22 protein-coding genes, 1 tRNA gene and 1 pseudogene are annotated in these 22,924 nt (G+C 70.2%); 16 read left to right on the plus strand and 8 right to left on the minus strand.

The features are described from left to right. Positions 1-66 precede the first annotated feature (66 nt). From AB0I77_RS18315 to AB0I77_RS18345, 7 genes are all read left to right on the plus strand, one after another. Positions 67-531 (plus strand): hypothetical protein, encoded by a 465-nt coding sequence (locus AB0I77_RS18315; protein WP_363283601.1) that lies wholly within the window; start codon positions 67-69, stop codon positions 529-531. 11 nt (positions 532-542) lie between these two features. Further along, complete coding sequence (locus tag AB0I77_RS18320; RefSeq protein ID WP_363283602.1) at positions 543-1,337, plus strand: hypothetical protein; 795 nt, start codon at positions 543-545, stop codon at positions 1,335-1,337. A 19-nt stretch (positions 1,338-1,356) separates the two neighbouring features. Beyond that, entirely contained in the window at positions 1,357-1,614 is a 258-nt protein-coding gene (locus AB0I77_RS18325) for a hypothetical protein (protein WP_363283603.1), read from the plus strand. Between the two features lie 86 nt (positions 1,615-1,700). Continuing rightward, a complete protein-coding gene (locus tag AB0I77_RS18330) occupies positions 1,701-2,555 on the plus strand; it encodes a bifunctional DNA primase/polymerase (RefSeq protein WP_363283604.1) in 855 nt (284 codons plus the stop codon). Positions 2,556-2,557: 2 nt separating this feature from the next. Continuing rightward, complete coding sequence (locus AB0I77_RS18335) at positions 2,558-4,033, plus strand: ATP-binding protein (protein ID WP_363283605.1); 1,476 nt, start codon at positions 2,558-2,560, stop codon at positions 4,031-4,033. A 454-nt stretch (positions 4,034-4,487) separates the two neighbouring features. Then, positions 4,488-4,721, plus strand: coding sequence for an excisionase family DNA-binding protein (locus tag AB0I77_RS18340; RefSeq protein WP_363283606.1), 234 nt, complete (start codon positions 4,488-4,490; stop codon positions 4,719-4,721). An 81-nt stretch (positions 4,722-4,802) separates the two neighbouring features. After that, positions 4,803-6,083 (plus strand): site-specific integrase, encoded by a 1,281-nt coding sequence (locus AB0I77_RS18345; protein WP_363283607.1) that lies wholly within the window; start codon positions 4,803-4,805, stop codon positions 6,081-6,083. A gap of 81 nt (positions 6,084-6,164) precedes the next feature. Here the strand turns inward: AB0I77_RS18345 and AB0I77_RS18350 are convergent. Beyond that, positions 6,165-6,236, minus strand: a tRNA-Cys gene (locus AB0I77_RS18350). A gap of 171 nt (positions 6,237-6,407) precedes the next feature. On the opposite strand from AB0I77_RS18350, the gene AB0I77_RS18355 reads away from it, so the two are divergent. The 5 genes and pseudogenes from AB0I77_RS18355 to AB0I77_RS18375 all read left to right on the plus strand — a co-directional run bounded on the left by AB0I77_RS18355 (position 6,408) and on the right by AB0I77_RS18375 (position 12,181). Continuing rightward, complete coding sequence (locus AB0I77_RS18355) at positions 6,408-7,883, plus strand: MFS transporter (RefSeq protein ID WP_363283608.1); 1,476 nt, start codon at positions 6,408-6,410, stop codon at positions 7,881-7,883. A gap of 152 nt (positions 7,884-8,035) precedes the next feature. Beyond that, positions 8,036-8,331 (plus strand): annotated as a pseudogene (locus tag AB0I77_RS18360) (Fic family protein); the annotation flags it as partial. A 154-nt stretch (positions 8,332-8,485) separates the two neighbouring features. Next, entirely contained in the window at positions 8,486-10,276 is a 1,791-nt protein-coding gene (locus AB0I77_RS18365; RefSeq protein WP_363283609.1) for a DEAD/DEAH box helicase, read from the plus strand. A gap of 392 nt (positions 10,277-10,668) precedes the next feature. Next, positions 10,669-11,310 carry a helix-turn-helix domain-containing protein gene (locus AB0I77_RS18370; RefSeq protein ID WP_363283610.1) on the plus strand — a complete coding sequence of 214 codons (642 nt, stop codon included), beginning with the start codon at positions 10,669-10,671 and terminating at the stop codon, positions 11,308-11,310. A 79-nt stretch (positions 11,311-11,389) separates the two neighbouring features. After that, positions 11,390-12,181, plus strand: a complete 792-nt coding sequence (locus AB0I77_RS18375; protein WP_363283611.1) for a S16 family serine protease — start codon at positions 11,390-11,392, stop codon at positions 12,179-12,181. 39 nt (positions 12,182-12,220) lie between these two features. Here AB0I77_RS18375 and AB0I77_RS18380 read toward each other — a convergent pair whose 3' ends face one another. From AB0I77_RS18380 to AB0I77_RS18400, 5 genes are read right to left on the minus strand one after another with little or no spacing between them, the layout of a single operon-like run. Beyond that, entirely contained in the window at positions 12,221-13,201 is a 981-nt protein-coding gene (locus AB0I77_RS18380) for a glycine betaine ABC transporter substrate-binding protein (RefSeq protein WP_363283612.1), read from the minus strand. Beyond that, positions 13,198-13,974, minus strand: a complete 777-nt coding sequence (locus AB0I77_RS18385) for an ABC transporter permease (protein ID WP_363283799.1) — start codon at positions 13,972-13,974, stop codon at positions 13,198-13,200. The genes AB0I77_RS18380 and AB0I77_RS18385 overlap by 4 nt, the downstream gene beginning before the upstream one ends. 29 nt (positions 13,975-14,003) lie before the next feature. Beyond that, on the minus strand, positions 14,004-15,269 hold the full coding sequence (locus AB0I77_RS18390) for a betaine/proline/choline family ABC transporter ATP-binding protein (protein WP_363283613.1): 1,266 nt from the start codon (positions 15,267-15,269) through the stop codon (positions 14,004-14,006). Next, positions 15,262-15,909, minus strand: coding sequence for an ABC transporter permease (locus tag AB0I77_RS18395; RefSeq protein ID WP_363283614.1), 648 nt, complete (start codon positions 15,907-15,909; stop codon positions 15,262-15,264). Before AB0I77_RS18395 ends, AB0I77_RS18390 begins: the two co-directional genes overlap by 8 nt. Positions 15,910-15,929: 20 nt before the next feature. Then, positions 15,930-16,409 (minus strand): Lrp/AsnC family transcriptional regulator, encoded by a 480-nt coding sequence (locus tag AB0I77_RS18400; RefSeq protein ID WP_363283615.1) that lies wholly within the window; start codon positions 16,407-16,409, stop codon positions 15,930-15,932. Between the two features lie 123 nt (positions 16,410-16,532). On the opposite strand from AB0I77_RS18400, the gene hppD reads away from it, so the two are divergent. Further along, positions 16,533-17,687 (plus strand): 4-hydroxyphenylpyruvate dioxygenase, encoded by a 1,155-nt coding sequence (hppD, locus tag AB0I77_RS18405; RefSeq protein ID WP_363283616.1) that lies wholly within the window; start codon positions 16,533-16,535, stop codon positions 17,685-17,687. Positions 17,688-17,733: 46 nt separating this feature from the next. Continuing rightward, a complete protein-coding gene (locus AB0I77_RS18410; protein WP_363283618.1) occupies positions 17,734-19,140 on the plus strand; it encodes an FAD-linked oxidase C-terminal domain-containing protein in 1,407 nt (468 codons plus the stop codon). 43 nt (positions 19,141-19,183) lie between these two features. Here AB0I77_RS18410 and AB0I77_RS18415 read toward each other — a convergent pair whose 3' ends face one another. Continuing rightward, positions 19,184-19,597 carry an SsgA family sporulation/cell division regulator gene (locus tag AB0I77_RS18415; protein ID WP_363283619.1) on the minus strand — a complete coding sequence of 138 codons (414 nt, stop codon included), beginning with the start codon at positions 19,595-19,597 and terminating at the stop codon, positions 19,184-19,186. A gap of 238 nt (positions 19,598-19,835) precedes the next feature. Here AB0I77_RS18415 and AB0I77_RS18420 point away from each other — a divergent pair, with 238 nt between their 5' ends. Together AB0I77_RS18420 and AB0I77_RS18425 are read left to right on the plus strand one after the other, a co-directional pair. Then, entirely contained in the window at positions 19,836-21,782 is a 1,947-nt protein-coding gene (locus AB0I77_RS18420) for an RDD family protein (RefSeq protein ID WP_363283621.1), read from the plus strand. A 106-nt stretch (positions 21,783-21,888) separates the two neighbouring features. Further along, positions 21,889-22,545: an RDD family protein gene (locus tag AB0I77_RS18425; RefSeq protein WP_363283622.1), complete on the plus strand. Its 657-nt coding sequence runs from the start codon at positions 21,889-21,891 to the stop codon at positions 22,543-22,545. Positions 22,546-22,556: 11 nt separating this feature from the next. Here AB0I77_RS18425 and AB0I77_RS18430 read toward each other — a convergent pair whose 3' ends face one another. After that, positions 22,557-22,880, minus strand: coding sequence for a hypothetical protein (locus AB0I77_RS18430; protein WP_363283623.1), 324 nt, complete (start codon positions 22,878-22,880; stop codon positions 22,557-22,559). Positions 22,881-22,924 lie beyond the last annotated feature (44 nt).

Here is a 22,924-nt window from a genome sequence, read left to right on the forward strand (position 1 = left end):
CCCCTCCAGGAGCCTCCCGCAAGGGGGTATCTCCGCCTCCCTAACCCATTGCCGGAAGGATTCCGCATGTACCCCGACAACCCGCACCGCGCGCCCGCCGAACGGGCCGTGGAAGTCCACCAGCCCACCCCGCTCACCCCGGCCGTGCTGCACCCGGCGCCGGTCGTTCCCGTCCAGCCGGGCCACGTCCCGGCGGTAGCGAGCGTCGTCCTCCCGGACGGCCGTCTCGTCACCGGCTACGCCATCGACCACGCCCGCCCGGAACCAGTCGCCGCCAAGCCGGCCGTCTCCCGCGCGGCCGTCAACGTCGCACTCGGAGGCGTCGGATTCCTCGCCGTATGCGGCGGACTGCTCCTGCTCACCTCGTTCATCGCCGCACTGACCGCGCTGATCACTCAGCTCATCACGCTCGCCGCTGTGATCTTCGGCGGCTGGATCGCCGTGCAGGTGTTCAGCGCACGCCGCCACCAGGGCGGCAACACCTTCAACATCCGCAAGGCCGTCATCAAGCGCAACCACTTCCATGGCTGAGGGGAGCCGCTTTGCGCTTCTACCTGACCACCCACAAACGCCACTGGGTCCGGCTGACCGACGTGCCGCTGTTCCTGAAGTCGGAGCACTTCACGAGCGCGGTCAAGCTGGATGAGGCGCGCGGCCCGTACGCGGTGGACTCCGGCGGCTTCTCGGAGCTCCAGCGCCACGGCCGTTGGACGCGCACCCCACGTCAGTACGTCGATGATCTGCGCCGCATCTGGGAGTGCGTTGGCCCGTATGACTGGGCTGCGCCGCAGGACTGGATGTGTGAAGACCTCATCATCCACGGCGGCAGTGCCGGACCGCTCACCTTCGCCGGAACCGGCCTGAGCGTTGCCGAACACCAGCGGCGCACCGTCGCCAACTTCCTCGAACTGCGCTCCCTGGCCCCTGAACTGCGCATCACGCCAGTCCTCCAGGGCCGCACCGTCCCGGACTATGAGCGATGCCGGGAACTCTACGAGCGGGCCGGAGTCGACCTGACCCGGGAACCCACGGTGGGGCTCGGCTCAGTGTGCCGCTTGCAGTCCACCCGCGAAGGGGCCGCCATCGTGACTGCGATGGCCGCGCACGGGATCAGGCTGCACGGCTTCGGCTTCAAGACCCTCGGCCTGGAACAAGTCGGCCACCTGCTCGCCTCCGCCGACTCTGCGGCCTGGAGCTATCACGCCCGCCGCAGACCACCCATGCCCGGCCACCCGCACAAGAACTGCGCCAACTGCCTGCCCTACGCCCTGCGCTGGCGCACCCGCGTCCTGGACGCCATACCCACCTGGCAACAGCCCTACCTCGACGCCGCCTGACGAGAGGACAGCCACACCCATGCTCCGACTCCGCTTCAAGGTCATCGGCTGCCCCCGTCGGGCGCTGGCCTTGACCGACACCCCCCGCCCCAACTGCCCCGACTGCCAGGGCGTGGGCGGCATCGCCCACGACTACGGCAACCCCGAGACCGGCGAGTACGAGGGCACCAACTACGAGTTCTGCCCCTGCTGGACCGCATGGTGCCTGCCCCTGCTGCCGCTGCCCCAGTGGCTGCACCGCACCCCGCCCGGCTACAGCAACGAACCGCCCTTCTAGCTACGCCAAGGGCGGCCCCCGTCTCGACAAAGTCCGGGGCCGCCCTTGCCAACCAGTCCGCAACAGACCTGTTGGAGGCCTCCAGCATGACCCAACCCACTGACATCCGGCGAGTGCACACCGCGCTCGCCCTCGCCGGGCACGGCATCCCCGTACTTCCCTTGCGGGTGGGAAAGGTCCCGTTCGGCAACTGCCGTGCCTGCGCGAAGAACGCGTGCGGCGGCCGGCCGAACATGAAGACCCCCGGCCCCTGCCACTGCCCCGACGTCTGCCACGCGTGGGCCGCCGCCACCACCGAGCCGCACGTCCTCAACTCCCCCCAGTGGACTACCGCGTGGCGGCAGGCGGCGGCGGTCGCCTACCACCCTGGCGGCGCCGGGCTGACCGTCGTCGACCTCGACAACGCGGCAGCCATCGCGTGGGCACGCGAGACGTTGCCCGCGACCCGGACCGTGCCGACGACCCGAGGTGAGCACTGGATCTACCGGGGCGTCATGCCCTCCGCCAACGCCGTACGGCCCGGGGTCGACATCAAGTCCCATATGGCGTACGCCCGTTGGCTCGGATGGGGCAGCGGCGCCATGGCCGCTCTCCCGGGCTCTGTGCGCGCCCTGGCACTAACGGACCCCTCTCCGGCCCGTAGGGCGCCACAGACCGTCTCAGCGCCCTTGGGAGGCCAGGGCGGGGAGTGCCGTCACCGCACGCCCGTCTTCCTGGACCGTGGGATCGCCATGGCCGAGCAGCAGATCACCGGCGCCCGGGAGGCGGTGCACGCGACCGTCTACCGGACGTTCCTCGCCGTGCTGTCCACCCACGGCCGATGCGGCTGCCTCACCGACACGCACGTCGCCCGGCTGTTCACCGCCGCGCAGGCCAAGGGCGAATCCGTGCGGCACTGCACCGACGCGTGGACCAACGCCCGCACCGCACTGGGGATGTGACCGTGTCCGAGGACGATAAGACTCCGGCCCGCCAGATCATCACCGACTACGCGCAGCAGCATTTCCGGTACTTCCGCACCATCGACGGCACCGTCTACGCGCAGAAGAACGGCCACCCCGTCGCCCGGCCCATCCGCTCCCAGGGCACCACCGGCAGCCACCGCCAGGAACTCATGGTCGGCCTCTACAAGGACGGGATTGGCGTGTTCAACGGCACGGCACTCAAGGAGGCACTGGACTTGATCGAAGCACTCGCGCTGACCGAGGACGTACAGCCCACCCACATCCGCGTCGCGCCCGGATTCGACGGCGCGACCTGGCTCGACCTGGGCCGCAACGACGGCAAGTCCGTCCGCATCCACCCCACCGGCTGGGACATCCTCACCCCCGACCCGCAGGAAGTCTGCTGGAGGCGCACCCAGCTCACCGGGGAACTCCCCCTGCCCGCCAAAGACACCAACGGCAAAGGCATCGACCTCCTGCTCCGCCTGTGCAACTTCGCCGGCGCCGAAACCGAATGCCTGGCCATCGCCTGGCTGATCGGCTGCCTGGAACCCTCCGTGCCCGTTCCCGCGCCCTTCCTCACCGGCCCCCAGGGGGCGGGCAAGTCCACCGGCGGACGCATGCTCGTGCGCATCATCGAAGGGATGAGCGGCGACCTGCGCCGGGCCCCGAAGGACGAGGAGAACATGATCACGGCCGTCGCTGCCGGATGGGTCACCGCCCTGGACAACCTCTCCCACCTGCCCCCGGACCTGTCCGACCTCATGTGCTGCATCGTGACTGGTGCCGAGAGCATCAAGCGCGCGCTGTTCACCGATGGTGATGTCGTCCGCTCCCGCTACCGGCGCCCCATGCTGTTGACCGGTATCGACGTCGGTGTCATCCGGCCCGACCTCGCCGAACGCCTCCTCCCGCTGCGTCTCGTGCGGCCCCGGGTGCGGCGGACCGAGGCAGAGCTGTGGGCGGAGTACGCGGAGATCCTGCCGGTCGTTCTCGGCTCCCTGCTGGACCTGACGGTGAAGGTGCGGGCTGCTCAGGCGGATACCCCCACCGACCTGCGGATGGCCGACTTCGCCCACCTGTGCGCACAGCTCGATGCGGCAATCGGCCTCGGCTCGCTGGCCGCGTACCGGGCCAGTCTCGATGACCTCAACGACGACGTCATCGAAGGTGACCTGCTGGCTCAGACGGTCTTGAAGCACGCGGCCGGGCTCGATGCGGGAGCGGAAGTCCGTATGGCGTCCTCGGAGTGGCTGCACTGCCTCACCACCCTCTACAGCGGTGAGGAGTGCCGTCCTCTGCCCAAGGGCTGGCCCACCACGGGCAAGGTCCTCTCCGACCGTCTCAAGCGGCTGCAACCGACCCTTGCCGCACGCGGCGTGCTCGTCGACTGGGGGCGCACCAGCGCCGCCCGCTACATCGAGATGACCCGGGCCGCCGCGCTCGCCCTCAATCAGCAGGAAGCGGCGTTCTGACCGCACCGGCCGGACAAGCAAGAGGAGCACCCCGCCCGGCGGATGGTGCTCCTCTTGTTGTTCCGGCGGCGGCGCCGCTGCACAGGCGTGCCGCTGCGCGGCTCCGCATTCGCGTTCTGAGACGCGCCGCACCACCACAGACACCACCCCTCCCTTTTTCCTAAGAGAAGAGACCCTGCGTCACCCACGTCACCAGCCACCCGAACCCAGTCACTGGCCAGCGGTTACGACCGTGACGCAGACGGCCGAACCCAGCGTCACGGCCCGTCATCCGCGTCACAGGTGACAGAGCCCCGCCCCGTCCTATGACACGCCCCAAACTGCCCGCGTCATCGCATAACCACAGGTCAGAGCCACAAATGACGGGCGTGACGCGATGACGCAGAAATCCGAACCTCGGACACACAGAGCCCTGACACAGGTCCTGGATGAACTGCCTTACAGGAGTGCCTACATGAGCATCACCAACCTGGACACCGCTCGATCCGTCAAGGTCAACCGTCCGGCCCCTGTTCTCCTGACCGTCGAAGAGGCCGCCGTCTGCCTTCGCATCGGTCGCACTACCTGCTTCGCCCTCATTCGCACCGGTGAGCTGGAGTCTCTGATGGTCGGCGGACTTCGCCGCGTCCCTGCCGACGCTCCGGCCGCCTACCTCGCCCGCCGCCGCGCCGAGCGGCAGGCGGCCTGACCCATCCTCCGCCGGAGCGCCACCCCGCCACGGGTGGCGCTCCGGTCGTTGACGCCCGTTTCAACCTGAAGGAGTCCGCCCGTGGCGGAAGACAAGAAGCGCACCCGACAGCCCAACGGCCGCAGCTCCATCTACCAGGGCAACGACGGCAAGTGGCACGGCCGCGTGACCGTCGGCATCCGTGACGACGGCAAGCCGGACCGCCGCCACGTCGAACGCAAGACGCGTGCTGAGGTGACCGCCGCCGTGCGCGAACTGGAGAAGCAGCGTGACGCGAAGACGGTGCGGAAGCCGGGAAAGGCGTGGACCGTCAAGACGTGGCTGACGCACTGGGTTGAGAACGTCGCGCCCCTCGTCGTCAACGACAACACGATGGTCGGGTACCGCGTGGCCGTCCGGAAGCACCTCATTCCTGGCTTGGGGGCTCACCGGCTCGACAGGCTCAAGCCCGAGCACATCGAGGTGTTCTACGCCAAGATGCAGGCCAACGGCAGCAAGCCCGCGACCGCTCACCAGGTGCACCGCACCTTCCGGACCGCGCTCAACGAGGCCGTGCGGCGCGGTCATCTCGGCAAGAACCCGGTTCAGTTGGCCAAGGCGCCCAAGACGGGGGATCACGAGGTGGAGCCCTACACCGTCCAGGAGGTACAGCGGCTCTTGAAGACCGCTGACCAGCACCGCAACTCCGCACGGTGGGCCGTCGCCCTCGCGCTCGGTCTGCGGCAGGGGGAGGTGCTGGGATTGCAGTGGGCGGACGTGGACCTTGACAGCGGGTTCCTCGTGGTCCGCCGTAGCCGCCACCGGCCGCAATACGCCCACGGGTGCCCCGAACCCTGCGGACGCAAGGCCGCCGGGTACTGCCCGCAGAAGCGACGGACCAACCCGGAGTTGACCGTCACCAAGTCGCGCGCCGGCCGTCGCGCGGTCGGACTCCCCGAACAGCTCGTTGACCTACTCCGGGCTCACCTCAAGGCGCAGGAAGCCGAGCGGGAAGAGGCCGGGAAGCGGTGGGAGGAGAACGGCCTGGTCTTCCCGGATGAGCACGGACGTAGCCCGTCCCACCGTCGGGACTGGACTGAGTGGAAGGATCTCTTGGCTGAGGCGAAGGTGCGGGACGGTCGGCTGCACGACGCGCGCCACACGGCCGCCACGGTCCTACTCATCCTGGGTGTCCCCGAGCGTGCCGTCATGGGCCTCATGGGGTGGTCTACCACGGCCATGGCCGCGAGGTATCAGCACATGGTCGATGCCGTGCGGACGGACGTCGCGAAGCAGGTTGACGGCCTGATCTGGAAGCCCAAGGCGGACCGGCCGGGCGATGACGACGACGGGGCCGCCGGCGCCCTCGTACCGGCCAACTGAGACGGCAATTGAGACGGAGGACTAAAAAGGGCGGCACCCTGCCGGGGTGCCGCCCTTCCTTTTGCCTCGTCAAGGCACGTGAGGCCGTGGCGGGAATCGAACCCGCGTAACTCGCTTTGCAGGCGAGTCCCTCAACCACTCGGGCACACGGCCAGGTCGGTGGATTCCGGTGATCCGTTCCGGACTTGGTGAAACGACCGTATGGCGCGGCGGGGAGGGCCTCAAGGGAATCCCGGGTGCTGCAATGGGACTGCCACACCCCGTTCATGAAAGGTCTGACCTGCGACAGGGTCAAGGCGGGCCGTGCGCCTTACGCTGGCGACCATGGCTGCCCAGGAACCGCGTGACACCGATGTCGCGCACACCGCCCTCCCGTCCGCCGGCGCCGCGCGGGACGAGACCGTGCTGAGTCGTTCGTATCGGGCGCTCAGTATCGGGATCGTCTCCGTCGTGCTGCTGATCGCGTTCGAGGCGACCGCCGTCGGTACGGCGATGCCGGTCGCGGCGCGGGAGTTGGACGGGGTGTCGCTGTACGCGTTCGCCTTCTCGGGGTACTTCACTACCTCGCTGTTCGGGATGGTGTTGTCCGGGCAGTGGTCCGACCGGAGGGGGCCGCTCGGGCCGTTTACCACGGGGATCGGTGCCTTCACGGCGGGGCTGGTGTTGTCCGGGACCGCGGGGGCGATGTGGCTGTTCATTCTCGGGCGGGCCGTGCAGGGGCTCGGTGGCGGGCTGGTGATCGTGGCGTTGTACGTAGTCGTGGGGCGGGCCTATCCCGAGCGGTTGCGGCCGGCGATCATGGCGGCGTTCGCGGCGAGCTGGGTCGTGCCGTCGATCGTGGGACCGCTCGTCTCGGGAGCGGTGACCGAACACCTGGGCTGGCGCTGGGTGTTCCTCGGGATTCCGGTGCTCGTCGTCTTTCCGCTGGCGCTCGCACTGCCTCAGATACGGCGCCGGGCGGCCGGTCCGGTGGACGGCTCGGCGGAAGACGCCTCCTTCGACCGCCGCCGCATCCGGCTCGCCCTCGGCATCTCCCTCGGCGCGGGGCTGCTCCAGTACGCCGCCCAGGACCTGCGCTGGATCTCCCTGGTCCCCGGTGTCGCGGGCGCCGCGCTGCTCGTCCCGGCCGTCCTCGGGCTGCTCCCGCGCGGCACGTACCGGGCGACGCGCGGGCTGCCCTCCGTCGTGCTGCTGCGCGGGGTCGCCGCGGGGTCCTTCATCGCCGCCGAGTCCTTCGTGCCGCTGATGCTGGTCACTCAGCGGGGGCTGTCGCCGACGCTGGCCGGGTTCTCGCTCGCGGCGGGGGGCGGGACGTGGGCGCTGGGTTCGTGGCTGCAGTCGCGGCCACGGGTGGAGCCGTACCGGGTCCGCCTGATGACGGTGGGGATGGTGCTGGTGGCCGCCGCCATCGCCGCCGCGCCGAGCGTGCTGATCGATTCCGTGCCGGCCTGGACCCTGGCCGTCGCCTGGGCTTTCGGCTGCTTCGGGATGGGGCTGGTGATCTCCTCCACCAGCGTGCTGCTGCTCCACCTCTCCGCCCCGGAGGAGGCCGGCACCAACTCGGCCGCCCTCCAGATATCCGACGCCCTGTCCAATGTGGTCCTGCTGGCCGTGGGGGGCGCGGCGTTCGCGGCGCTGGGCGGTGGGACGGTGGCGCATGCGGCGACGGGGGCCACCGGCTCGCATCCGGCCGCCTTCGTCGCCGTGTTCCTGCCTATGGCGGGGGTGGCGTTGGTGGGGGCTTGGGTGACTACTCGGGTGCGGGCAGCTTCCCCGATGAGACCGAGTGGTACCACGTAGTACCGTCGAGCTCGATGCGCTGCGCGAGCGTGCGGCAGCGGAGGGGCGCAGTATGTAGGCCTTCGCGCACTATGCCGTGATCTCGGCCATGAACGAACACTCCCGGCTGTTCGACGAGGCCGCCGATCACGTACTGAAGGCCAGTTCCGAGCGGGCTTCTGGACTCGGCGCTGGCCCGCCCGCGGTCGAGCGTGTTCGGGCAGGACGCGTATCCGGACGTGTGGCAGAAGGCCGCGGCGCTCATGAATCGCTCGCCCGTAACCGCGCCCTAGTCGACGGCAACAAGCCCGTCGCCTGGTACGCGACCTGGGTCTTCCTGCACATGAACGGCCATCCGCTGGACGCGGAGTTCACCGTGGACGAGGCCGAGGAATTCGTGCTGGACGTGTGCCAGGGCGCTCTCGACGTGCCCAAGATCGCCGCCCAACTGCCGCGCTTCGCGCGCTGACCGCTGGGCGATGTGACCTGAATCCCATCCTGGGACAGCCCGGCACCGTCCGCACGTTGCCCCCGCCGCCCGCCGATAGGGTGGCCCGGTTGTCATACGTACTTGAGTCGCCAGAACCCCGCCAGCCCAGCTGCCCAACCCCACAACGGAGACCGTGACTACCACCGCCGCCTCCTCCCACCACCTTTCCCCCGCCTTCCCCGGCCGCGCCCCCTGGGGTACCGCCAACAAGCTGCGTGCCTGGCAGCAAGGGGCGATGGAGAGGTACGTCCAGGAGCAGCCGCGTGACTTCCTCGCCGTCGCCACGCCCGGCGCCGGGAAGACGACGTTCGCGCTGACGCTGGCGTCCTGGCTGCTGCACCATCACGTCGTGCAGCAGGTCACCGTCGTCGCCCCGACCGAGCACCTGAAGAAGCAGTGGGCGGAGGCGGCCGCGCGGATAGGGATCAAGCTGGATCCCGAGTACAGCGCGGGGCCGCTCGGGAAGGACTACCACGGGGTCGCCGTCACGTACGCCGGTGTCGGCGTACGGCCCATGCTGCACCGCAATCGCGTCGAGCAGCGCAAGACCCTCGTGATCCTCGACGAGATCCATCACGCCGGTGACTCCAAGTCCTGGGGCGAGGCCTGCCTCGAAGCCTTCGAGCCCGCCACCCGCCGGCTCGCGCTCACCGGTACGCCCTTCCGGTCCGACACCAACCCCATCCCCTTCGTGACGTACGAAGAGGGCAACGACGGGATCCGGCGGTCCGCCGCCGACTACACCTACGGGTATGGATCGGCCCTGTCCGACGGCGTCGTGCGGCCCGTCATCTTCCTCTCCTACAGCGGCAGCATGCGGTGGCGGACCAAGGCCGGTGACGAGATCGCCGCCCGGCTCGGCGAGCCCATGACCAAGGACGCCGTCTCGCAGGCCTGGCGTACCGCTCTCGACCCGCGCGGTGAGTGGATGCCCAGCGTGCTGCGCGCCGCCGACCAGCGGCTGACCGAGGTCAGGAAGGCCATCCCGGACGCCGGTGCGCTCGTCATCGCCACCGACCAGGACTCCGCGCGCGCCTACGCCAAGCTCATCCGCGAGATCACCGGCAGCAAGGCGACCCTCGTGCTGTCCGACGACACCGGCTCCTCCGACCGGATCGACGAGTTCAGCGGCAGTAACGACCGGTGGATGGTCGCGGTGCGGATGGTGTCCGAGGGCGTGGACGTGCCGCGGCTCGCCGTCGGGGTGTACGCCACGACCATCTCCACCCCGCTCTTCTTCGCCCAGGCCGTCGGCCGTTTCGTACGGTCCCGGCGGCGCGGCGAGACCGCCTCCGTGTTCCTGCCGACCGTGCCCGACCTGCTCACCTTCGCCAACGAGATGGAGGTCGAGCGCGACCACGCGCTCGACAAGCCGAAGAAGGACGGCGAGGAGGACCCGTACGCCGAGTCCGAGAAGGAGATGGAGGAGGCGAACAAGGAGCAGGACGAGGACACCGGCGAGCAGGAACAGTTCGCCTTCGAGGCGCTGGAGTCCGACGCCGTCTTCGACCGGGTCCTCTACGACGGCGCCGAGTTCGGCATGCAGGCCCACCCGGGCAGTGAGGAAGAACAGGACTACCTCGGGATCCCCGGGCTCCTCGAACCCGATCAGGTGCAGCTGCTGCTCCAGAAGCGGCAGGCCCGGCAGATCGCGCACAGCCGCAAGAAGCCGGACGAGGAGGCCGACCTGCTCGAAGTGCCCGCCGAGCGGCGTCCGGTGGTCTCGCACAAGGAGATGATGGAGCTCCGTAAGCAGCTCAACACGATGGTCGGCGCGTACGTCCATCAGAGCGGCAAGCCGCACGGGGTCATCCACACCGAGCTGCGGCGCGTGTGCGGCGGGCCGGCGAGCGCCGAGGCCACGGCCGGGCAGCTGCGGCAGCGGATCGCCAAGGTGCAGGAGTGGGCCACGCGGATGCGGTGAGGAACGCTGGGCGCTGTGCCAGGACCGCTTTCTTGGAGGCGGGGGCGTCTGTCGTGCTTCGGGTGCGGGCCGGTGGGGGCTTGTCGCGCCGTTCCCCGCGCCCCTTCGGGGCGCGTCACATGCCGTAAATCCGGCTAAACCGGAGTGGTCCGTACCGGGCAGTGCCCGGATTCTGGACGCAGCCTTCCGCTCAGCGAACCCCCTTCGCTACTGTCACGCTACGCATACGCCCCGTGGCAGCGCCGCCGCGGAGCGCAGCCGTGAAGCGACGCGGTCCGGACATGCCGGGCCGCCGGCCGATCGGCGGCCTCTGAAGTGCGTCGCTGACGGGACTCGGCGACGCATCCGCCGCGACGGGGGCTGCCGACCTCACCACTTAAGGAGTGGGCGTCGTGACCGCGGAGACCTCTCAGACGCTCGACCGGGGACTGCGGGTCCTCAAACTGCTCGCCGATACGGACCACGGGCTGACCGTCACCGAGCTGTCCAACAAACTGGGCGTGAACCGGACCGTGGTGTACCGGTTGCTCGCCACCCTCGAACAACACGCGCTCGTACGACGTGACCTGGGCGGACGTGCCCGGGTCGGGCTGGGAGTGCTGCGCCTGGGCCGCCAGGTGCATCCGCTGGTACGGGAGGCGGCGTTGCCGGCCTTGCGGTCACTGGCCGAGGACATCGGGGCGACGGCCCATCTGACGCTGGTCGACGGGGCGGAGGCGCTGGCCGTGGCCGTCGTCGAGCCGACGTGGACCGACTATCACGTCGCCTACCGAGCCGGGTTCCGGCATCCGCTGGACCGCGGGGCCGCGGGCCGGGCGATTCTCGCCGCGCGGCAGCGGGCCGTCGACGAGCCCGGGTACACCCTGACGCACGGGGAGCTGGAGGCGGGGGCGAGCGGAGCCGCCGCGCCGTTGCTCGGGGTCACGGGGGTCGAGGGCAGCGTCGGAGTGGTGATGCTGGCGGACGCGGTGCCCGAGCGGGTCGGACCGCGGGTCATGGACGCGGCCCGGGAGGTGGCCGAGGCGTTGCGGTGAGCGCGGGGCGAGGTGGGGGCGGGCGCGGGTCCGTCGACCTGCGCCCGGCCGGAAATCACCCCCACGTTAGATTGATCCCGTGCTCTCTCGCCTCACGCGCCCCCAGGCCGTCGCCGTCTGCGCTCTGCCCGTCGTGGGTCTGATCGCCACGGCGGTGTTCGCGCCGCTGCCGTTCTCGCTCACGCAGCCCGGTCTGACGGCGAACGTGCTCGGAGAGAACAAGGGCACCCCGGTGATCACGATCTCCGGGGCGCCCACCCGTGCCACGAGCGGGCAGCTGCGGATGACGACCATCGAGGCGACCAATCCGGACGCCCGCGTCTCGCTGGGCGATGTGATCGACTCCTGGTTCCGCACCGACCAGGCGGTCATGCCGCGTGACGCGGTCTACCCGAGCGGCCAGAACGTCAAGGAGATCGAGCAGCACAACACCGAGGAGATGCGGGAGTCCCAGGGCGCGGCGACCCAGGCCGCGCTGAACTACCTGGACCTCGGCGACAAGGACGTCAAGGTCACGCTGAAGCTCGCCGATGTCGGCGGCCCCAGCGCCGGGCTCCTGTTCACCCTCGGCATCATCGACAAGCTCGACGGCGACGGCAGCGGCGGCGACCTCACGGGCGGCCGCAAGATCGCCGGCACGGGCACGATCACCGCCGACGGCACGGTCGGCGCGGTCGGTGGAGTGGCCCTGAAGACGCAGGCAGCGCGCAGGGACGGGGCGACCGTCTTCCTGGTGCCCAAGGCGGAGTGCTCGGACGCGAAGGGCGAACTGCCGAAGGGGCTGCGCCTGATCCCGGTGACCACCCTGAAGAGCGCGGTCAACGCCCTGACGGCCCTGGAGAAGGGGACGGGCTCCGTACCCAGCTGTTGATCAACCCAGTAACCCAGTCCACGCACTCTTCTGTGTTGATCAACCCTCCTTCACGAACCCCTCCGCCTCCATCCAGTCCAAGGCCACCTGGTGCGGATCCTCCCCGTCCACGTCCACCTTCGCGTTCAGCGTCCGCGCCACCGAGTTGGTCAGCTTCCTGGTGATCGGGTCGAGGACGTCCGCGATGGCCGGCCACTTCTTCAGGGCCTTGGAGTTGATCGCGGGGGCCACGTTGTAGTTGGGGAAGAACTTCTTGTCGTCCTCCATCACCGCGAGGTTCATCGACTTGATGCGGCCGTCGGTGGTGAAGACCTCGCCGTAGACGCAACTCCCCTTCGCCGCCTGGGTGTAGATGATCCCGGTGTCCATCTGCGTGATGTTCTTCGCCGGGACGCTCATTCCGTACGCCTGCCGCATGCCCGGCAGTCCGTCCGCCCGGTTGGCGAACTCGCTCTCCACGCACAGCGTCACCGCGCCCGGATCCGACTTCGACAGCGCGGCCACGTCCGAGAGCGTCTTCGTGCCGTACTTCTTCTGGTTGGCCTGGTTCATGGCCAGGGCGTAGGTGTTGTTGAGCGACGCCGGTGCCAGCCAGGTCAGGCCGTTCCTCAGGTCGGCGTCGCGCACCGCCCGCCACTGCCGCAGCGGGTCGGCGATGGGGTCGCTGTTGCCCAGGTAGGTGATCCAGGCGGTGCCCGTGTACTCGTACATGCCGTCCACGTCCCCGCCCTTGACGGCCTCGCGGGCGCCGATCGAACCCTGGATGCCGGTGCGGTCGAGGACGTCCGCGCCGGCCGCCTCGAAGGCGATGCCCATGATCGCGCCGAGGATGAGCTGCTCGGTGAACGACTTGGATGTGACGGTGAGGTCCGCGCCCTTGAGCGGCTCGCCCCGTCCGATGGAGCCCGGCTCGACGTCGTCGGCCATCGGCGAGCCGCTGGTCAGCCCGCAGCCGGAGGTCAGCACCCCCGAGGCCAGCACCAGCGCCCCGGCGAGCCGCGGACACGTACGACGGCTCATGTCCCCACCTCCAGCCCCCGTGGCCGCAGCAGGAGTTCGGCCAGGGACGCCAGCCAGTCGACCAGGAGGGCGAGGACGACCGTGAGGATCGAGCCCAGCATCAGCACCGGCATCCGCTGGTTGGTGATGCCGGTCGTGATCAGGACGCCCAGGCCGCCGCCCCCGCCGAAGGTCGCCAGGGTCGCCGTGCCCACGTTCAGCACCAGCGCCGTCCGTACGCCCGCCAGGATCAGCGGGACGGCGAGCGGCAGTTCCACGCGCGCCAGGACCTCCAGCGGGGACATGCCGATACCGCGTGCCGCTTCCAGCAGCGTCGGGTCGTTGGCCTTCAGGCCCGCGACGGTGTTCGACATGACCGGCAGGACGGCGTAGGCGATGATGCCGATCAGGGCCGCCTTCATCCCCGTGCCCAGCCAGATCACCAGCAGGGCGAGCAGGCCGATGGCCGGTGTCGCCTGGCCCATGTTGGCGACCGCCATCGCCACCGGGGTCCCCTTCCTCAACGCCTCGCGGGTCAGCAGGATGCCCAGCGGGATGGCGATGATCAGCACGAAGAACGTCGAGATCGCGACGAGCTCGATCTGCCGCCACAGAGCCTTGGACACCTGCCCGTTCGACAGGGCGTTCTCGGAGAGCGGGTCGAGGTCGGCCTGCTCGAACCACAGCCAGGTCGCCAGCAGCACCGCCACCAGGACGGCGGGCAGGAAGGTCAGCTTCTGCCAGGTGACGCGTCTGCTCGGGGGAGGCGGGGGAGGCGTCTCGGTCTCTTCCAGCTCGGCCGGTGCGGACGGCTCGGGAGTCGTCACGCCTTCCTCTCCCCTCCGGCGGCGCCCTCCTGTTCGGCGTGCGTCTGCGCGGCCCGCAGCTCCTCCAGCCCGTGCCGGGCCTCCATCGCCTCCAGCCGGTCGGCCTCCATCAACTCGTGCACGGAGTTCATCAGCGACTCCACGTCCACGACCCCCAGGTACTCGCCGCGCCGCCCGGTGACCGCGACCCGCCCCGCGGTGTCGGTGAGTACGGCCTCCAGAGCCTCCCCGAGCGTCGCGTCCTGGGCGACCGTGTCGATCACCAGCGTGCCGGCCCGCGCCAGCGAGCCCTTCGCGCGCATCAGATCGCCGCGCCGGAGCCACTTGTACGGCCGCCCGCGCTTGTCGAGCAGCAGGATCTCGTTCGTGCGGCTGGTACGGAGCGTGTTGAAGATCTCCTGGAGCGGGTCGTCGATGGCCACGGTCGGATAGCCGCTGATCCCCACCTCCCGTACGCGGGTCAGGTTCAGCCGTTTCAGGGCCGCCCCGGCGCCCACGAAACCGGAGACGAAGTCGTCGGCCGGGTTGGTGAGGATCGCCTCCGGGGTGTCGAACTGAGCGATGTGCGACCGCTCCCGGAGCACCGCGATCCGGTCGCCCAGCTTGATCGCCTCGTCGAAGTCGTGCGTGACGAAGACGATCGTCTTGTGCAACTCGTGCTGCAACCTGATCAACTCGTCCTGGAGGTGATCCCGGGTGATCGGGTCGACGGCCCCGAACGGCTCGTCCATCAGCAGCACCGGCGGATCGGCCGCCAACGCCCGGGCCACGCCCACCCGTTGCTGCTGGCCGCCGGAGAGCTGACGCGGGTAACGGCCGTGGAACTCGCCGGGGTCGAGGCCGACCAGGTCGAGCATCTCCTCCACCCGTTCGCTGATCCGCGCCTTCGGCCAGCCGGTCATCCTCGGAACGAGCGCGATGTTCTGGGCGACCGTCATGTGCGGGAACAGACCGCTCGCCTGGATCGCGTACCCGACCCTCCGGCGGAGCTTGACCGGATCCATGTGCGTCACGTCTTCGCCGTTGATACGGATGCGTCCGCCCGTCGGCTCGATCAACCTGTTGATCATCTTGAGCGTTGTGGACTTGCCGCATCCCGACGGGCCGACGAAGACGACCAGCTCGCCCGCCTTGATCTCCATGTTGACGCTGTCGACGGACGGCTGCGGATTGCCGGGATACCGCTTGGTCAGGTTCTCCAGCTCGATGGTGGCGCCGGAGGCCGCCCCTGCCTCAGCTGTCTCATGCGCCGTCTCAGGCACGGATCCCCCTGGGAATGGTGAGCCGCCCGATCAGGACGTACGCGGCGTCGAACAGCAGGGCCAGGACGATGATCCCGAGCGTGCCCGCGAGCACCTGGTTGATCGCGTTCTTGCTGCCGAGGGAGCCGAGGCCGCGGAAGATGACGTTGCCGAGGCCGGGCCCGGAGGCGTAGGCCGCGATCGCCGCGATGCCCATCAGCATCTGCGTCGAGACCCGGATCCCGGTCAGGATCGGCGGCCAGGCCAGCGGCAGCTCGACCCGCGCCAGCCGCGTCATCCGGGACATCCCGATGCCGTTCGCCGCGTCCACCAGCGAGGGATCGACCCCGCGCAGGCCGACGATCGCGTTGCGCACGACGGGCAGCAGCCCGTACAGCGTCAGCGCGATCACCGTGGGCGGGACGCCCAGGCCCACGATCGGGATGAGCAGACCGATCATGGCGAGCGACGGAACGGTCAGGATGGCCGACGTGCTCGTGGTCGCGAGGTTGCCGGCCCACTCACTGCGATACGTGACGATGCCGAGCAGCACGCCGATCAGGGTCGCCGCGACCATGCACTGGAAGACGGCGCTCGCATGCTGATAGGCGTCCGTCAGCAGCTGCTGGTGGCGGTTGCCCAGGTACTCCCAGAAATTCACGGCCGCTCACCCCAGGTCGGTTACATGCGCTCCCGGTCCTCCGCCGCCTGCTCCACCAACGGGATGATCCGCAGCGGAACGGGGTTCTCCATGACGATCGCGGTAGAGGCCCGGACAATCCCATCAAAACCGACAACCCGGTCGATGACCCGCTGAAGATCGGCATTGGAGCGGGCCACCAGCCGGCACAGCATGTCCCCGGTACCGGTGGTGGTGTGCAGCTCCAGCACCTCCGGCACGGTCGCCAAGTGCGCCCGTACGTCCGCCCCTTGCCCCTGCCTGATCTGGAGCGTCGCGAACGCCGTGACCGGATAGCCCAGCGCCGCCGGATCCACCTCGGGACCGAACCCCCGGATGACTCCGTTCGACTGAAGCCGGTCGAGCCGCGCCTGCACGGTCCCCCGGGCGACCCCCAGCCGCCGGGACATCTCCAGCACCCCGATCCGCGGCTCCCGGGCCAGCAGCCCGATGATCCGCCCGTCCAGATGATCGATCGCCACGACGCCTCCCGGCACTGGTCACCCTGTACAGAAACCCCATACTGACGCTCGCACGACTGGGCACATTGCGCAGCGAAAACGCGAACTGTTGCGCACCTTGCGCCACGGAGCGACGCTTCCCCTATGGCTGCGACTTATGCGAACACACACCACACTCCCCACACCGCCCGGCAGGCCGACCCCTTCCCGGTCAAGGGAATGGACGCGGTCGTCTTCGCCGTGGGCAACGCCAAACAGGCGGCGCACTACTACTCCACCGCCTTCGGCATGTGGCTGGTCGCCTACTGCGGACCGGAGACCGGCAGCCGCGAGACCGCGAGCTACGTCCTGGAGAACGGCTCCGCCCGCTTCGTCCTCACCTCGGTCGTCAAGCCCGCCACCCCTTGGGGCCACTTCCTCGCCCAGCACGTGGCCGAGCACGGCGACGGCGTCGTCGACCTCGCCATCGAGGTCCCGGACGCGCGCGCCGCGTACACGTACGCGGTCGAGCACGGCGCCCGCTCGGTGGCCGAGCCGTACGAACTCAAGGACGAGCACGGCACGGTCGTCCTCGCCGCGATCGCCACGTACGGCGAGACCCGCCACACCCTGGTCGAGCGCACGGGCTACGACGGCCCGTACCTCCCCGGGTTCTCCGCCGCGAGCCCCCTCGTCGCCCCGCCCGCGCACCGCACCTTCCAGGCCATCGACCACTGCGTCGGCAACGTCGAACTCGGCCGCATGAACGAGTGGGTCGGCTTCTACAACGAGGTCATGGGCTTCACGAACATGAAGGAGTTCGTGGGCGACGACATCGCCACCGAGTACAGCGCGCTGATGTCGAAGGTCGTCGCGGACGGCACCCTCAAGGTCAAGTTCCCGATCAACGAGCCCGCCCTCGGCAAGAAGAAGTCCCAGATCGACGAGTATCTGGAGTTCTACGGCGGCGCGGGCGTCCAGCACATCGCGCTCAACACGAACGACATCGTGCAGACCGTACGCACCATGCGCGCGGCCGGAGTCCAGTTCCTGGCCACGCCCGACTCGTACTACGACACCCTCGGCGAGTGGGTGGGCGACACCCGCGTCCCCGTCGAGACCCTGCGCGAGCTGAAGATCCTCGCCGACCGCGACGAGGACGGCTATCTGCTCCAGATCTTCACCAAGCCGGTCCAGGACCGCCCGACGGTCTTCTTCGAGATCATCGAACGACACGGCTCGATGGGCTTCGGCAAGGGCAACTTCAAGGCCTTGTTCGAGGCGATCGAACGGGAGCAGGCCAAGCGCGGCAACCTGTAACCGCCGTACACGGGGGTTCACACCGGTGGCCGCCGGGTGCGAGGCTGTGATCATGAGCCGTATCGAAGCGCCTCGCGACGAAGCGACCGGCAACCTCTTCGACCGCCTACTGGACGGCCTGCCCGCCGAGGCCGTCCTCACCGATCCGGACGTCACGGCCTCCTACGCCAACGACATGGCCAGCTTCTGCCCGGCCGGCGCCCCCGCGGTGGTCGTGCTCCCGCGCACGGTGGAACAGGTCCAGCACGTCATGCGCACCGCCACCGAGCTGTGCGTCCCTGTCGTCCCGCAGGGCGCCCGCACGGGCCTGTCGGGCGCGGCCAATGCCTCCGACGGCTGCATCGTGCTGTCGCTGACGAAGATGGACCGGATCCTGGAGATCAACCCGGTCGACCGCATCGCCGTCGTCGAGCCGGGCGTCATCAACGCGGCCCTCTCCCGCGCGGTGGGCGAGCACGGCCTGTACTACCCGCCGGACCCCTCCAGCTGGGAGATGTGCACGATCGGCGGCAACATCGGCACCGCGTCCGGCGGTCTGTGCTGCGTGAAGTACGGGGTGACGGCCGAGTACGTCCTGGGACTGGACGTCGTCCTCGCCGACGGACGGCTCATGACCACCGGCCGCCGTACGGCGAAGGGCGTCGCCGGGTACGACCTCACCCGCCTGTTCGTCGGCTCCGAGGGCTCGCTCGGCATCGTCGTACGGGCGATCCTGGCCCTCAGGCCGCAGCCGCCGCAGCAGCTGGTGCTGGCCGCCGAGTTCGCGTCCGGCGCCGCCGCCTGCGACGCCGTGTGCCGGATCATGGCGGGAGGCCACGTGCCGTCGCTCCTCGAACTGATGGACCGTACGACGGTCAAGGCGGTCAACGACCTGGCGAACATGGGCCTGCCGGAGACCACCGAGGCCCTCCTCCTGGCGGCCTTCGACAGCACGGACCCGGCCGCCGACCTCGCCGCCCTCGGCGCGCTGTGCGAGGCGGCCGGCGCCACCCAGGTCGTCCCGGCCGACGACGCGGCCGAGTCCGAACTCCTCCTCCAGGCACGGCGGTTGTCCCTCACCGCGCTGGAGGCGGTCAAGGGCACGACGATGATCGACGACGTGTGCGTGCCCCGGTCGCGGCTCGCCGAGATGCTCGAAGGGACCGAGCGGATCGCCGAGAAGTACCAGCTCACCATCGGCGTCGTGGCCCACGCCGGCGACGGCAACACCCACCCGACCGTCTGCTTCGACGCCCAGGACCCCGACGAGTCCCGGCGCGCCCGCGAGTCCTTCGACGAGATCATGGCCCTCGGCCTGGAACTCGGCGGCACGATCACCGGGGAGCACGGCGTGGGCGTCCTGAAGAAGGAGTGGCTGGCGCGGGAGATCGGCCCGGTGGGAGTGGAGATGCAGCGGGCGATCAAGGCGGCCTTCGACCCGCTGGACATCCTGAACCCGGGCAAACTGTTCTGACCCACGGGTCCCGGCACGGGTTCCGACGCGGGCCCCGGCACGGTCACTGGGCGAGCAGCTGGTCGAGCGCGTCGTCGAGTCCCAGTTGCTCGCCCTCATACCCCGGGGGCACCACCCGCAGCGTCCGCTCCAGCCAGGCGGACACCTGGGCGGCCGGGGCCTCCAGCAGGGCGTCACCATCAGGTGAACTCAGCGCCATCAGGACCACGCTGCGCCCCTCCGACTTCCTCGGCCACACCCGCACGTCCCCGTGCCCGCACGGCCGGAACACCCCCTCCACCAGGAGTTCGCGGGAGAACGTCCAGTTCACCGGGTGCTCGGAGGTGACGTGGAAGGCGACATGGACGGCGTACGGGTCGTCGGAGCGGTAGCTCAGCCGGGCCGGAACCGGGATGCTGCGCTCCGGGGACAGGATGAGTGTGAGCTCCAGTTCGCGCTCCACAACCGTGTAGTGCATGGCGGTGTTCCTCTCTCGCGTTGTCTCGTGCGGGCCGGCGGTGGGCCCGTACGAGTGGAGAGGCGGCGCGGCGGCCACCATTACGCGGGTTCGGAGGATTTTTTTCCGGACGTGTGAATCCGGTGCACGGCCTTGCCCGGAAAGGGGTGGGTCCGGCGGGACTGGCGGTGGGGCTTGCGCCGGTCTGATAGATGTGGAGCCCCCTATTTCACCCCCGAGCAGATACGGGACGACGGACATGAGCGCCCCAACCCCGGCACCCGGTGACGACAGGCCCCGCGACGGGTATTACCCGGACCCGTCCATTCCTGGATATGTCCGGTACTGGAACGGTGCCGCCTGGGTACCGGGCACCAGCCGTCCGGCACCGACGGACGGCGAACGGCTCGCTCCGCCGCCCGGCGCGGGTCCGGCCCAGCCCTCGGCCGCCGCCCCGCTCGAGGAGACGGGCCCGCACTTCTTCGACGAGGACCCCGTCGACGCCCCGGGCGCGTCCGGCACGCCTTCCGCGGCCGACGCCCAGCACGGCAGCCGCCCCGAGCCCGCGTCCGCCTGGGGCGCCGACCGTTCCCGCCAGTCGGGCTTCGGGGGCGACCAGGACCGCCGGGTGTCGTGGGGGTCGCCGCCGGGTGCTCCGCAGGGGGCTCAGCAAGGTGCTCCCCAGGGTGCCCAGCACGGGACTCCGCAGAGCGCCGATCCGAGGGTGCCGCGTGCGGCGGAACCGGGCGACGATCCGTCTCAGCCGGCCGGCCGTTCCGCCCGTGCGGACGGCACCGCGACCATCCCGCCCGCCGAGCGGGACTCCGGCGACGTAGCCTCCGGCAACACGTTCGTCTTCCGCAGGCCCGCGGCGGGGCCCGGGGGAGCTGTGGGCGGCCGGGGTGCCGCTGACGGCTCTGGTCCCGGTGCGGCAGGCCATGCTGGTACGGGACCTGGGGGAGTCGCAGGAGGCAGCGGTGCCGCCGACGGCTCCCGCCCGGGTACGGGACCCGGGGGAGCGGCAGGGGGCAGTGGTGCCGCCGACCGCTCAGGGCCGCGCTCCGGGCCGGGTGCGGCTGGCCGTGCGGGTACGGGAACGCCCGGCGTCCCGCGCCCCGGTGGTCCCCCGGCCGACGAGGGCACCATGACCTTCCGCGCGCTCTCCCCGCGCACGGCACAGCAGAACCGGGCGGGGGCGCCCCCGGGGAGCACGGGCACGCCGGGGACGGCGGGCCCCTTCGGCGCCCAGTCCGCGCCGACCGGAGGCCCCACGTCGCCGGCCGCCCCCGGCAGGGCTCCTTTCGGGCCCGCGGCCGGTCCGGGTGATGGCTCGGGAATGCCGGGTGCCGGCGCTCGGCCGGGCGCCCCAGGCACGCCCGCTTTCGGAGCGCAGCCCGCGACCGGTCCGGGCGACGGCTCGGGAACGCCCGGCGCCGGAGCCCAGCCCGGCACCCCCGGCTTCGGTGCCGGAAAGGCCGCAGCCGATCGTGCGGCAGCCGCGCAGGCGGGCGCCCCGGCCCCCGCTCAGGCACCCGCTCCGAACGTGCCGCAGCAGGCCGCCGCCTCCGCCTCCGCCCCCATGGCCACCGGCGTCGGCGGCGGTCAGCCGTCCTGGGCGCAGCAGGTGCACCGGCTCGCGGGCGCGTCCGACGAGGACCAGCCCGTCGCGCCCTGGAAGCCGCCGGTCGACGACATCTTCCAGGCGGCTGCCCGGCGGCAGTCCTCGGCCCGTCCCGCCGGGCTCGGCAAGCGCCTGGCGGCCCGGCTGGTGGACACCGTCGTCCTCGGGGGCGTCACCGCCGTGGTCGCAGTACCGCTCGGCATCAAGGCGCTCGACCACGTCAACGAGAAGATCGACGCGGCCAAGCTGTCCGGCGAGACGGTCACGATCTGGCTGCTCGACGGCACGACGACGACGTACCTGGGCATCGTCCTGGCCGTCCTGCTCCTCTTCGGCGTCCTGTACGAGGCGCTGCCCACCGCCAAGTGGGGCCGCACCCTCGGCAAGAAGCTGCTCGGTCTGGACGTACGGGACATCGAGGGCCACGAGCCCCCGTCCTTCGGCGCGGCCCTGCGCCGCTGGCTCGTCTACAGCGTGCCCGGCCTGCTCGCCATCGGTGTCGTCGGCGTCGCCTGGTGCCTGTTCGACAGGCCGTGGCACCAGTGCTGGCACGACAAGGTCGCGCATACGTTCGTAGCGGGCTGACGGCATCCGGCGGAGGGCCGCGTAGGGCAACGGGCCCAGACGATTCGGTACCCCGGACGGCCGCTCGCCGGATGCGGAGCCGGGGCGTTCGCGGTCGACTCGGGCCATGAGCACCGAACCGCCCCCCGGCTCAGGCCAAGAGCCACCGGAAGACGACCCCTTCAGGAAGCAGCCCCCGCCTGCCGAGGGTTCGGGCTCACCGTACGACTCGCCGTACGGTGGTCAGCCCCCTCCTCCAGGCGGCGGTCCGTACGGCGGTGAGCCCTACGGCAGCGGCAGCGGCGGCGGCGGATACCCCGGCGACCCGCTCGCCGGTATGCCCCCGCTCGCCGACAGCGGCAAGCGCACGCTCGCCCGGATCATCGACATGATCCTCGTCGGCATCGTCGTCTGGCTGCTCACCTGGGGCCTCAACGTCACCGAGTACAACGTGGACAACGACGACGTCTCGTACGGCAGAGGGCTCGGGCAGTCGGTCGTCGCCGCCGTGCTCTACATCGGCTACGACACCTTCATGATCACCAAGTCGGGCCAGACGCTCGGCAAGAAGTGGCTGGGCATGCGGGTGGCCAACCTCGACAACGGCGCCACCCCCTCCGTGCAGAGCACGCTGATCCGCTCGGCGGTGCTGTGGATCCCGTTCGCGTTCTGCTGCGCCTGCATCTGGACGGCGATCTCGGGCGGCTGGAGCTTCTTCGACAAGCCCTACAAGCAGGGCCTGCACGACAAGGCGGCGAAGACGGTGGTGGTCCGCATCAACTGACAGACCGAGCCTCAGGAAGCCGCGCGCTCATGCACGGGACGCTCACGCACGTGCTCGGACGCCACCGCGGCGATCGAGGCCGGCACCGGCGTCTGAGTCTTCTCGGCCTGCGCCGCGGCGGGCCGGTTCACCGCGACCACGCGTGGCTTGGGCGCCGGAACGGTCATGGCGACCAGCAGTCCGAGGGCGAGTGCCGAGACGGCGATGATCGCGATCCCCACGCCCGAACTCGTCTGTGACAGCAGCAGCATGGCGAGTGTCGAGAAGATCACGGTGCACGAACCGTAGGCGAGCTGTGCGGCCGTCGGGCGAGGCGTGACAGTCGGACGAGGCATGGCAATCGTGTCCTCGGAAGTGGGGGTCCACGGGGGCGTCGGCC

This window comes from Streptomyces sp. NPDC050619, from assembly GCF_040654815.1.
Classification (GTDB): Bacteria; Actinomycetota; Actinomycetes; order Streptomycetales; family Streptomycetaceae; genus Streptomyces.